This is a genomic window from Alteromonas sp. S015, assembly GCF_036864485.1.
Lineage (GTDB): Bacteria > Pseudomonadota > Gammaproteobacteria > Enterobacterales > Alteromonadaceae > Alteromonas.
Genome location: NZ_JAZETO010000001.1, coordinates 612,448 through 625,438, shown reverse-complemented (window position 1 = coordinate 625,438; position 12,991 = coordinate 612,448). Strand labels below are relative to the sequence as shown.

Annotated in this window: 9 protein-coding genes; 2 read left to right on the top strand and 7 right to left on the bottom strand. The window is 44.2% G+C overall.

All coding sequences use genetic code 11. The annotated features are described in order from the left end of the window. Nucleotides 1-49: 49 nt before the first annotated feature. The 5 genes from V7R42_RS02710 to V7R42_RS02690 all read right to left on the bottom strand — a co-directional run bounded on the left by V7R42_RS02710 (nt 50) and on the right by V7R42_RS02690 (nt 8,277). The gene (locus V7R42_RS02710) at nt 50-3,229 is read right to left on the bottom strand and encodes an efflux RND transporter permease subunit (RefSeq protein WP_334018695.1); all 3,180 of its coding nucleotides are present in this window, start codon (nt 3,227-3,229) and stop codon (nt 50-52) included. Nucleotides 3,230-3,238: 9 nt separating this feature from the next. Next, the gene (locus tag V7R42_RS02705; RefSeq protein WP_334018694.1) at nt 3,239-4,387 is read right to left on the bottom strand and encodes an efflux RND transporter periplasmic adaptor subunit; all 1,149 of its coding nucleotides are present in this window, start codon (nt 4,385-4,387) and stop codon (nt 3,239-3,241) included. A gap of 333 nt (nt 4,388-4,720) precedes the next feature. After that, a complete protein-coding gene (locus V7R42_RS02700; RefSeq protein ID WP_334018693.1) occupies nt 4,721-5,341 on the bottom strand; it encodes a PqiC family protein in 621 nt (206 codons plus the stop codon). A 144-nt stretch (nt 5,342-5,485) separates the two neighbouring features. Further along, complete coding sequence (gene pqiB / locus V7R42_RS02695; RefSeq protein ID WP_334018692.1) at nt 5,486-7,138, bottom strand: intermembrane transport protein PqiB; 1,653 nt, start codon at nt 7,136-7,138, stop codon at nt 5,486-5,488. Next, a complete protein-coding gene (locus tag V7R42_RS02690) occupies nt 7,135-8,277 on the bottom strand; it encodes a paraquat-inducible protein A (protein ID WP_334018691.1) in 1,143 nt (380 codons plus the stop codon). Before V7R42_RS02690 ends, pqiB begins: the two co-directional genes overlap by 4 nt. 165 nt (nt 8,278-8,442) lie before the next feature. Between V7R42_RS02690 and V7R42_RS02685 the strand changes: the two genes are divergently transcribed. Then, a complete protein-coding gene (locus V7R42_RS02685) occupies nt 8,443-9,462 on the top strand; it encodes a hypothetical protein (RefSeq protein ID WP_334018690.1) in 1,020 nt (339 codons plus the stop codon). Between the two features lie 91 nt (nt 9,463-9,553). Here the strand turns inward: V7R42_RS02685 and asnS are convergent, their stop codons facing one another. Beyond that, nucleotides 9,554-10,951 (bottom strand): asparagine--tRNA ligase, encoded by a 1,398-nt coding sequence (asnS, locus tag V7R42_RS02680; protein ID WP_334018689.1) that lies wholly within the window; start codon nt 10,949-10,951, stop codon nt 9,554-9,556. Between the two features lie 325 nt (nt 10,952-11,276). Here asnS and V7R42_RS02675 point away from each other — a divergent pair, with 325 nt between their 5' ends. Continuing rightward, nucleotides 11,277-11,765 (top strand): hypothetical protein, encoded by a 489-nt coding sequence (locus V7R42_RS02675; RefSeq protein ID WP_334018688.1) that lies wholly within the window; start codon nt 11,277-11,279, stop codon nt 11,763-11,765. Between the two features lie 104 nt (nt 11,766-11,869). Here the strand turns inward: V7R42_RS02675 and V7R42_RS02670 are convergent, their stop codons facing one another. Beyond that, complete coding sequence (locus V7R42_RS02670; protein ID WP_334018687.1) at nt 11,870-12,838, bottom strand: calcium/sodium antiporter; 969 nt, start codon at nt 12,836-12,838, stop codon at nt 11,870-11,872. Nucleotides 12,839-12,991: the final 153 nt, after the last annotated feature.

Below are 12,991 nucleotides of genomic sequence, written 5' to 3'. Positions count from 1 at the left end.
ACTCATTTTAAAACAATTACCTGGTTGTAGCTTTTATTAGTGTGAAAAGCTAGTCCATTGATGCACTTGGCTGAGGTACATGTGTATGAGAAGCACCATTGCCGTCGCCGCCTTTGGAAGGCTTTTTGCGCATAATTTTGCGCTTTATAAACGCAAATGGTCCACGTAAATCAAGCAGTATCAAATATAAGCAAGGTACCAAAATAAGCGTGACCAAAGTGGCATATAGAACTGCAAAGCCAAGTGCTGCAGCCATGGGTACCACAAATGCTGCCTGCAGGCTGGTCTCAAACATAATAGGCAGAACACCCACAAATGTAGTAATTGAAGTTAATGTAATTGCCCTAAAGCGAGCGGTACCCGCCTCTGTCACAGCTTCCTTAATACTGTAGCCTTGTGCACGGCGTTGGTTTACAAAGTCCGTCATCACCAGCGAGTCATTGATAACAACCCCTGCCGCAGCGATAAGGCCAAAATTAGACATCATAGATAAATCTAAGCCTAATAAAAAGTGACCGAACACCGCGCCGGTAAAGCTAAATGGGATTACCGACATAATGATGAGGGGTTGCCCATAACTTTTAAGCGGTACAGCAAGAAGAATGTATACCATAATCATGGCAGCTAAGAAAAACAGTATCTGCTCGTTCTGTTGTGCTTGCTGCTCTTCAATATCTCCGCCAAGTTCGGTCATCACTGATGGGAAGGATTCCTTTAACTGTGGAAGGAGTTTTTCCTGGATTTCAGAAACCACTTCATTAGGCTCAATTTTTTCTTCATCTATATTGCCCCAAATATAAACGCTGCGGTATCCGCCCTCGCGGCGAATGTAGCTAATACCGGGTTTCTCTTCTAACGCCACAACGTCTCCCAGCATAACTTCCTGACCATTGGGTGTGGTGATAAGTGAGTACTTCAAGTCAGCAAAGCGCTCACGTGTAAGTTCTGGGTAACGCACCATGACTTTCACTTCTTCACCGTTTCGAATTACGCGTTGCGCTTCGCCACCGTAGAAACCAGCACCAACTTGAGAGGCAATATTGGAAAGGGTAAGCCCCAAATCATAAGCAACGGGAAGCAATGTCATTTGCACTTCTTTGCTTGGAGGATCAATGGTAGAGCTTACGTCAAACAAGCCCTCTTGCTGTTGCAACATTTCAATGAACTTAAGGCCAGCTGCGTTAAGCGTGTCGATATCAGGGCCAAAGAGTAAATACCCAAACTCGCCGTCATCACCGTCACCATTTACATCATCAACCACCGTAAAAGATTTCATACCGGTAATTTCAGGAATAGCCTCGCGCCAGCGACGTGCAAGTTCAAATGTATCAATAGGACGGTCTTCTTCGTTGACCAGCGGCGTTAAGATTCGACCTTCAGTTCTATCTTCATTGAAGGCAAGCCGATCTCGAATCATGCCTTGACCAAACTCATCAATGATTTGCTCTTCGACATCTAATATCGTTTGCTCAACAATTTTAAGGGCATTGATGGTAGCAAGATCAGAGACGTTTTCGTTCATCTCTATTTTTACGCTAGGAAAGTCGTGAGGCACTTTAGGGTTTGGCACCATACGCACGTAATTAGCAGCAATTAGCCCCATGCTAAGCATTAGCATAGCGACGAATATCATAAGTACCGCCCAGCGCCATTCAATCGCTTTAATGACAGTGCGCTTGTATGGGCCGTTAACAAAAGCAAAGAAACCTTTGTTAAAGCGTGCCCGCCAGCTATCTTGTCTCACTGGTGAGAATTTAGTGTGAGCTAAATGCGCAGGTAAAATAAGTTTGGACTCAATCAAACTAAACGCCAAACACAAAATAACCACAACAGCGATGTTATAGAAGAATGCACCCTCAGGCCCGCTACTTAGAGTAAATGGTGCAAACACAGCTATAGTGGTTAAGACACCGAATGTGGCCGGAGTCGCAACACGCTTAGCGCCGCGAACCACGTTATCCACGCCGCCACCTTTGCTTTCAATTTCAGTGTAGGCACTTTCCCCAATGACAATGGCATCATCGACCACAATGCCCAGTACCATAATGAACGCAAATAGCGAGAGAATATTAATACTTACACCGAATATCGGCATTAGCATCATCGCGCCTAAGAAACATACTGGTAGACCGACCATAACCCACAGAGCAAGTCTGAACCGTAAAAATAACGTAAGCATAAACGCAACGAGTACTGACCCTTGAACAAGGTTGGATAACATCATGTCTAAACGCGCGTTAAGATAGTAGGTCATATCGACCAATACTTCTAAGCTGACGCCCTGAGGTAGGCTTTTGTTTTTCTGGTCGATATAGGCTTTTACGGTTTCCGCTACGGGAATGGTGTTCTGGGTTTTCGTTGCTTTCACAGCGATGTAAATGGAGTTCATACCATTGTATTTGAAGTAACGTTCGCCTTCTACAAACCCGTCGTTAATATAGGCAACGTCGCCTAGCGTCACTCTAGCGCCGCCTGCTCCAATTTTTATAGGTATTTGTTTGAACTCATCGCCGCTGTAATACTGGTTTTCCACACGTACAGATACAATGCCAGAGTTAGTTCTTAGCTGACCTGCGGAAATGTTGGCGGAATAGCTATTAATGGCCTGCGTTACATCGGCAATGGTTAAACCATACTTTCTAAGCGTATCTGGCTTTATCTCAATGGCAATTTCATCGTCAGGCGTATTGGCTTCAACTAAAGAGATTGAGCCCAGTTGCAAAAGCTCATCTTCCACTTCTTTAGCGAGCACTTTAAGTTCTGACAGGGGTAAGTCGCCAACAATTGGCATTTCGATAACCTGTTGCTGGAACTCAACTTGAGAAACATTCACTGGCTCCATGCCTGCAGGAAAGGTGGCTATACTATCAACCCGAAGTTTTACCTTATCAAGTACATCGGTTAATTCAGCTTTAGTATCAATTTCTAACGTAACTGCACCACCACCGCGAAATGCACGCGATACCGTACGTTTAATCTCTGTGATGTCTTTTACCGCTTCCTCAACTTTAATGAAGATACTCTCTTCAATCTCTTGAGGTGAAGCGCCAGGGTAGTTTGCTTCAACTGTGATGTAGTTTATTTCGATGTTTGGAAACATCTGACGCTGAATAGTAAAGTAGCTGGCAATACCCATAACAATAATGAAAAACATCAGCAGGTTAGCCGCTACAGAGTTTCTTGCAAACCAAGAAATTATGCCGCTTTGTGTGTTGTTGTGGTTTTCCATGACAGCTCCTTAGTTTGTTTGTGCTGTCACAATTTCGGTTGTAGTTTCAATGACCTTAACGGGCATACCATTTTGAGGGTATTCAGGCAAACTCATCACGACTTTTTTGGCATCGAAATCGCCTTGAATGAGGAAATCGCCGTTCTCTTCACGTACAACCTTAACCTTTTGAGATTTTAATTTGTCTTCATCATCAAGCGTCCATAATAATCTGTTGGTCACTAATTCCTGAGGTATGCGGTATACGTCGCTAAGGGTTTTCCCTTCAAATGAAATTGTGCTGTACGAACCAAACTTCACAACAGGCTTTGATGAATTAATCGCGTACGGGTCTTCAATTCGGGCAACGAAATAACTCATACGTGTGGTATTATCTACCACTCCTGTATCTCGGTGAATAGTGCCTTTTACTGTAGCGCCTTGCACATCGTCTACTTCTATCGCAATTTCGCTACCAATGGTGTTATCTGCGAGGAAAACACGGTCAAAGCCTGCTACAGGGAAGGTAACTTCAGCGTACTCGATGTTGTTAATAACGGCTACGGGCGTGCCTTGGGTTACGTAATCGCCTGTGCTGATATCTCTTGATACAATAAGTGCGTCGTATGGCGCTTTTACTTTACAGTTGTCTAAATCACGCTTGGCGATTTTAAGTTGCGCCTCTGCTGATTTTACGCCAGCTTGCGCACTCATCACTTGAGGTTTGCGAAGGTAAAGGTCGGTAACCCTTGCATTCGGCATGGTTTTCGCTTCTTTGGCTGCAACATCGGCTTGTGCTTGCTCTTGAATAAGCTGTGCTTGCGCGCTTGCCAAGTTTGCTTCTGCTAATAAAAGTGCTGCCTCATAGGCATCGGACTCTATTTCAAAAAGAGTTTCGCCACGTCTTACTAAACCACCACTTACAAATTTGGGGTTCCACCTTTCAACTTCCCCCGATACTTGCGCAGCCAGGTTCGTGGTTTCAAGTGGCATGACTTCGCCATAAGAAGTGAGCTGAACGCGAACATCTTCCGGTGTTAGTGCTTCGATAGTGACAGTTGGCCGAGTGTCAACTTCATCTGTGATAGTATTGTCAGAGGCGGAAGCTTCAATTCCTTTCATACCTAGGTAGCCTATTAATAAAACACCAATAGGCAGTGCAACTTTCATCCATTTCATGGCTAAATCTACTTTTATAACGAATACTTTGCATAGTGTAGCGCTAAAGTGTTTCAGTAATACAGCGCAATTGTAACTAAACATGAGTCAATTTTGTGTAAAGCCAGTTACACCTGATCATTTATTCTGGGCAATGGGGTCAATTCTCTGAAAAGGGCAGAGAGTCCAGTGAAGCATGTCCACCAAGAAAAAAAGCCCGGTCACCAAGCAAGAATGTGATAGATATATCTTTCACTGCTAACTGACTCACAATCACAATGTGTCTTTTGGTTTTTCGTCTTGGTAGAGATAGCTTACGACGTAAAATTTCTATTACTTAGGACGGCAGTAAGGTCATAAAGGTTTATTCACCGTTTTTCTAATATCTTCAGCAAGTTGGTTAATAGTAACCCTCATCGACTTGACGCTTGACGAAAACCCGTCATCGTCAAGTGGAGTCTTGAATACGAATGGAAATGTCTGGCTTTTACCGCCGACGCGTGTAATTACGTATCGACCAGACAAAATCACGTCTCCTTCATAGGTACTAACAAAATCACTAATGTGTAAAGCCATATGAATGGCTTCTTCGCTTGCGTAATGGTCTGGGCGAAGCAGTGACACTTGTTTTGATGCTAACGCACTCGTTAGTGACTTAGTGACCCCTTCGTCGACAGGCTCTGCCCACAAGTGACTGGTTGAAATATGTAAATTTGTGTCACTGGTTTGGTACACAAGTCCACGATGTTTTAGATATTCAGGTAGGGTAATTTGGTCTATTACAACGGCTGATGACGCGTCGTTTACAGTATATGAAGTGTTGCTTGTGGCGTGAAGTAAGTAGTATGTCAGTGAGTGAGGTGCGCTGCTGCAAGCTGACAATAACCAAGTAAAAAACACAGAAACGCTGATAAACAAAACTTTGAATATAGGTTGGGAAGGAAAAACCTTAAACCGTTGTATCATTTTACTCATTCCTTTCATCCATTTTATTGGATGCTTCGCTATGGCGTTACTGCCTTTAATATTAAACGTAGCGCATTACTTTTGAATATCGGTTAACCATCAAGGAAAAAAGCGAATTCATTGCCTACCACATCATTACTTGAAAATTAATCGCTAATTCTTAGCTTTGGGTTGAATGTCCGCCTCGTCATCGTTCGAGAATATTAAACTATTAGGAGACTGATTTAGCTTCAATAATAACGGCTGAATGTTTCGCATAGTTTCTTGCAAGGCATCAACGGTTTCTTTTATCTCAGACTGATTAAAGCCACCCTTGCTATAATTTTTCAACAGGCCATCGAGGCTAACAAGCACCTGATTAAGGTTACTATTAAGCGCTTTGGCATCAATATCAGCAATAAGTAGGTCAAAATCACTGCTTGCCGTCTCCACAGACTCAGCAGCCAAGCGCATGTCTTCAACAGCTAGTTGTACATTTTCAACCATTTCTTTAAGCGGAAGCTGGTTGATCTTGTCCAATATGGCGTCGGCTTTTTGTGTTAACTGGGTAAATTCGTTACTAACGGTAGGAATTACTTCGTAGCCGTTTATCACTGCAATTTCATTGCTTCTGTCAGCGTCTGGTACGTGTTGCAGGTCAACATACAGCCCTCCAGTTAATACGTTACCCATGCGTAGCGACGCACGAAGATCTCTCTCTAACCAATTTCTAATGGTCTGCTTTATGTCATTTAAACCTTCTTTAGTGTCTGGCTGCCTAGCCTTCCCGGGGTATATATTAATAAGCACTGGGATCGGGTAATCCCTTTCTAAAATATTGCCTTCAACGGCAGGGAAAGAGTTAATTGCAGTGACGTTACCAATTTCAATACCTCGGTACTCAACTGGAGCGCCAACAGTTAGCCCTCGTACACTTTCATCAATGAGCAACAAATATTCTGCAGCAACTTTATATCGTGCGTCTGAGGCGGCCGTGCTGTCACCATAAATAGTGAAAAAGGCATTGTCGAGGACCTGTTCACCCTTTGGTACGCCTTCGGGAATGCCAAAGGTAATGCCATTAGCCAAAAGTGTTTCTAAACTTCCCGTTTCAACACTAACACCGTTCGATTCGAGCAATAGTTTAACGCCGCTGACGTCCCAGAAGCGCGTAGTATTGGTTATGAGTTTATGGTAAGGCGCCTCAATAAATGCATCGTAGTACACTACACGCTCTTCAATATCGAAAGTAGCGTCTTCAAATTCGCCAACTTTAAACCCTTTATAAATAATAGGATCGCCGGGTTTATAGGCAAATTCGTCGTCACTTTTCAGCATAACATGGAGACCTGGCGTACCAGGAGGAGTGACGGGAGGGCGTTCAAGTGCTGTGAAGTGAAGCTGCTCTTTGCCTTTATCGTGAGCTGACATAGCGATATAGCTACCAGACAAGAGGGTATTGAGCCCTGAAACTTCCGAAAAGCTTATACGGGGCGCGACCACCCAAAACTTTGCATTTTCATTGAGCAGATGAGCCGCGCTAGCATCAATTCTCGCCGTGACGAGCACGCCGTTTAAGTCAGGTTTTAGCGTTATCTTTTTTACCTGACCAATATCTAAGTCACGCACTTTTATTGGGGTTTTATTTACTTCAATACCCGTGGCTGAATGTAGCTCTATCGTAATAAGAGGGCCCTGATTTTTCCACTGGTAATAAACCATCCAGCCACCGATGACAATAACAAGGATGGGAATAATCCAAATACGAGAAATGGATGAGGTCGGCTTGACCTTTGCTTCATTAATGTTCGGATCGTCTGTGGTCATGGTAATTGCTTCCACTGCTGCCAAATTAGCCTCGAGTCAAACGTCATCGCGGCTATCATCGTTACAAATACAACGGCACAAAAGGCAAGTGCCGCTTGGCCCGGATAAATAGACATGGTGTTCCCCATCTGAATAAGGGACACCAGCACTGCTACAACAAAAACGTCTATCATCGACCAGCGCCCAATCGCTTCGGTGATACGGTAGTAACGTATACGTAATTGTTTTGAAGTGGTTTTCTCTCGCTGTACGGAAAAATTCAGCCAAGCAAGAATGACAATTTTCGCCACAGGCACCACCACGCTGGCAATAAGAATAATGATCGCGACAGGGTACGAGCCAGACTCCCATAGCGAAATAACACCACCAATGATGGTATTTGGTGTTTCTTGCCCGAAAAATTCAGTATACATAATTGGTAATACATTCGCAGGAATATATAAGATACAGGCGGTTACCAACAGTGCCCACGTGCGTTGAATACTTTCTTGCGCCTGCGCTTCGCTAAGCGGCTTAGGTTGTGGAGGCTGCCCTTGAGATAACCACATAGCGTAGCGTGTAGGGTCGAATTGGGATATACATAGTGCAGTGAACGCTGAAAAACCAATAAAAGCGTAGAAGGATAACCCGATGGACACATCGGCCAGTTCGGTAATTTTAATCAAGCTCACTAAGGTACCGACAAGAAAGATTTCAGCCATGCTCCATGGTAAGAGCGCTTTTACTAACTTGAACAACCTGGGCAAGTAAAAGGGGCGGCGGTTTTGCAACTGAGCTAATGACAACAGTAACATCCCAGCTAATACCATTCCGGGCAGTAATAGCGTCGCTAAAGTGGTTATTATGGCTAATGATAAATAGTCGTTTTCGATGAGTACTGTAATGCCGGTGGGCAAATCTATACTGTGTTTTTGGCCGCTCGCTTTAAATGTTAGAAAATTAAAGGGCAAAGAGAGCAGTAAAAAAATAATAGCACTGAAGGTATAAGCGAGTAAGTTTTCGCTTGCGCCATTTCGATGGGATATTAGCGTATGGTTACATACTGGGCACACGGCCCGTTGCCTGTGCGCTAGGGCGGGAATGCGTACCTTAGTATGGCATTGCTCACAAACTATAGATAACGTATTAGATTCAGCCATAAGGTTTTTGCACGCTACTTTTTGTATGTTAAGTGTATGATAGTTAGCAGCCTAGATATATAACCCGTTGATTTTTAGAACCAACAGCATAGCTTATTGCGGTCACGTCGGGAAGTAAAGCCAGTCGTATTTAGAAGTATAACAACAATAATTGACGATTAAATAATGGAAACAACAAACTACATTCGCAACGTTTATGAAAAAGTAAAGAAGCAAGGAAGCCGTTTATTTTTGAAAAGGCGAATTGGCTTTTTACGGTTTTGGGTGAGTATCACCTTCGCCCAGCGGTGTTATTTTCTGGCAACCAGCATGCTTCTTATACAGCTGCTCTTGAATATAGAAAGTGGTTTGTTCGAAGCTATTATGTTTGGTTTTGCGCTTGTTGGTATTGTTAGTGAAACCTGGCCTAAGTTCATGGTGCTTTGGAATAGCTTGCCCGGGAAAGCGGTTATCTTGTTCGTTTACGCCATTATCGCTAACTTCGCGCTAGCTTCTGCCAGTGGCATGGTGAATAGCATAACCGGTGTGTCTGCGAGCGCGTTACCTTATAGCCATAATTTCGCACTAATTCTAATGGTGCCTAGCTGGTTTTTCGTTACCACGTTAATGGCGCTAGTCGGCGGCATGCTGGTAATTTTTGTTTATTTGTTTTTCTTATTACTGCTTAAACCTTTTGGTGTTCAAAGGTTGTGGCACCAACCCGGATATCGTTTTGTGTTATCCACTGCCGTAGCGAGGTTTGTTTGGACGCTGGGGGTTGCCCTGCAGCTTGGCATTTTAGCTGGGCAGGTTGGATTACTTTCTGAATTCAGTAGTGATAGTGCTAACCCGTTAATAACCATAGAAGAAACTGAAAATAAGCGTGAGAACAGTGAATCGCAACTTACTGAGGAACAAGCTGAAGATGTTTCTGAATTAGAAAGAGACTTAACTACGCTGTTAACTAACGCCAAACAAAAGAGCGTTGATTATAAAAAAGCGCAGCGACAGGCACTGGCAAATTTTATCTATGAATTTGAAGCAGACTCGCGATCTCGTTGTGCTCATCCGGAAGGAACCCGCGTTATAGAGCTTAACGATTACGAAATTTTGCAGATTGAAAAGACAGCTGACGCTGCAGAAGGCTTTGTATACACGGTTGAGCCCTGTCATTCAGCTGCCATTGGGCTTTCAATAAACCCGTAAGGTTTTGTCGAGTTAGATTAAGCGTAAAAGACAAAAGAAAAAGCCCGCCTACAGATGTCTGCAGGCGGGCTTTTCAATGAAGTTGGCAAGCTTAGAAGCTAGCGTTGCCCGGTGTACGTGGGAATGGGATCACGTCACGTACGTTTTGCATGCCGGTTACGTATGCTACAAGACGCTCGAAACCAAGACCGAAACCTGAGTGAGGTACGGTGCCGTAGCGGCGAAGGTCGCGGTACCACGCGTAGTCTTCTTTCGATAGACCCATTTCGTCAAGGCGTGCATCGAATACGTCTAGGCGTTCTTCACGCTGTGAACCACCGATGATTTCACCGATGCCCGGCGCAAGTACGTCCATAGCTGCAACTGTCTTACCGTCATCGTTAATGCGCATGTAGAACGCTTTAATGTCTTTCGGGTAGTTCTGCATAATAATGGGCGCACCAACGTGCTCTTCAGCAAGGTAGCGCTCATGCTCAGAAGATAAATCGATACCCCATTCAACAGGGAACTCGAATTCTTTGCCGCAGTTTTGCAGAATTTCGATAGCGTCACTGTAGTCCATGCGAACAAAGTCAGAGCTTACCAACTTTTCCAAACGCTCAATGGCGTCTTTCTTAATACGCTGAGCAAAGAACGCCATGTCATCAGGCAGCTCTTCAAGCACGGCCTTACACACATATTTCAGCATGTCTTCCGCTAGTTGCGCTACATCTTTCAATTCAGCAAACGCCACTTCAGGCTCAATCATCCAAAACTCTGCAAGGTGGCGAGATGTGTTTGAGTTCTCTGCACGGAACGTAGGTCCAAAGGTGTATACCTTAGACATAGCTGTACAATATGTTTCAACGTTAAGCTGACCTGATACCGTTAGGTAGGTTTCCTTGCCGAAGAAATCTTCTGAGTAGTCAACATTGCCTTTGTCGTCGCGTGGAAGGTTCATCATATCAAGGGTTGATACGCGGAACATTTCACCTGCACCTTCTGTGTCGCTAGCCGTTAGAATTGGCGTAGAGATCCAGAAGTATCCTTTCTCATGGAAAAAGCGGTGAATAGCCTGAGACAAACAGTTGCGAACGCGTGTTACCGCGCCGATAACGTTAGTGCGTGGGCGAAGGTGTGCATACTCGCGAAGGTACTCAATGCTGTGGCGTTTAGCGGCCATTGGGTAGGTATCAGGGTTTTCTACCCAACCTGAAACTTCAACGTTAGTCGCGTCAATTTCAACGGCTTGGCCTTGGCCCTGAGATTCTTTCACTGTACCGGTAACCGATAATGAGCAGCCTGCTGTTAAGCGCTGGATATCGGCATAATTTGACAGAGAATTTAGCGCAATAACTTGTACAGGATCGAAGCAACTACCGTCGTGTAGTGCAATAAATGATAACCCAGCTTTAGAGTCGCGGCGTGTTCTTACCCAACCCTTTACGGTTACCGATTCGCCAACGGCGTACTTACCTTTAAGTACGTCAACTACGGGCGCATGCGTCATGTTAATTTCTCCGTCTTACTAATTTTATGTTGTTGCTTACTATTGAGTCATTTTCAACAACACAGTGCATTAAACTGTGAATGAAAAAATGCACTAAAATTTGCTTTATGGTCAATGTTTTTGGATTGCCATGCCGATAACTTACTAAAATCTGTAATAGCTTTTTGCTTTTCAAAAAGGCATTTCGCAATTCGCTTGGTGCCAAATATAAGCAAAACACAGATCGAAACATGACTTGGTGATGTAAAAATAACCAATGAAATACAATCCAATAGCACGCTAGTATACCCAACATAAAGCGGGATGCCAGAGAACAGAGTGACAAATGGGAAATAAAAATGATTCGAACACGCCAGTGTCTCAGCAAGCACAAGAACAGAGTGCTACGCAAAGTGACGCTGACCGTTCTAGCGATGCCGAAAATGAGAGAAGTTCTATGACTTACGAGCAACTTGCAGAGCGACGTTCAACGCCACGTTCTAAAACGCCATTTTATAAGGTGATGCTTGGGTTAAACATAGTTGGCTGGGTTGGCATGGTTGTCGTACTCATACTGTTTCACTATGCGCGCCCTGACTTTATCAGTGGCGTGCAGCAGTATTGGGGAATAAAAGGGGATACCAGTTGGTCTGAAAGTCACCTGTCAGCCATGACAATCATGTTGCAGGTATGTTTAGTGGTAACTTTGATCAGCATCATTATGCGGGCAAGGCGAAATCGACGCCGGTCTGATAGTTTTGGTGTTAATCTGATTATTTTATTCGCCATCGCGGTTATTAGCTTGGTTACGTTAGCCACAACGCTAGGGCTATAGGCGAGGGAATGACCGTCCCTCACTTGATAATTTAGCAAAAGGCTTACTATCAAGTGAAAGACAATGAGTTAACTGAATGAACGGTTACAGGTTATCCGGCCAATTCAAATAAACGCCGCTTTGATAAGCCAGTAAGTATAGGCTGCATAAGCAAGCACAAACGCTCCACCTTCCAGACGGTTTAAGCGACCCTGGCGCTTAATGCCAATACAGAAAATGAACAGCGCAATGGTCGATGCGAACATCACCATAACGTCACGGTATAAGAACTCCGAACCCACAGTCATTGGCTGAATGGTACCTGCAATGCCCACTACCGCCAAGGTGTTGAACATGTTAGACCCTATTACGTTACCGATAGCTAAATCGTGTTCGCCTTTTTTCACCGCCATTAGCGATGATGCAAGTTCTGGTAACGATGTACCAATTGCGATAACCGTCAACCCGATAATAGTATCGCTAACACCAAAGAAGGTGGCGACTTCTACCGCGCCCCATACCAGCATACGCGAGCTTGCAACTAGCAATAAAAGCCCCGCAATCAACCACATTACGTGGGTTTTTACAGTACCTTCGTTGCTATTAATCTCTTCATCGTATTCGTCGGCGAGGGCGTCTTTGTCTCCTTTCATGCCGTGATAAATACTCCAAGAAAGCAGAAGCACAAACAGTCCTAACAAAGAGAATGCGTCGTCTTTAGAAACGCTTAAGTCCCATACCTGCCATGCGGCAAAGAAGGTAATACCCAGTAAAACAGGCAGTTCTTTTTTAATGATTTCTGATTTAACTGCAATAGGGCTAATTATTGCGGTAAGGCCCAAAATTAATAGGATGTTGGCAATGTTAGAGCCATAGGCATTTCCCAGCGCTATGCCAGAGTTGCCTTGGATTGCGGCAAATATGGACACAATAATTTCGGGGGCCGATGTACCAAATCCAATAATGAGCATACCGATGAGCAGTGGGGACACGCCAAAATGATTAGCTACCGATGCGGCACCGCCGACAAACTTCCCTGCGCTCCAAAGTAAAACCGGCAACCCGATTAAAATAGCCAAGCTGGCCAATAGCATACGTACTCCTTAAACCCTTCGTGTCTTGCGTGGCTGCCCCAATGTATAGGCAAAACCAATAATTAAAAGTAGCTTCAGCTCATTCAAATGCACATAAGTTTTTGTTGTCTTAACGATGAAAAAAAGCCGTGCTGATAATGCTATGCAAATGGC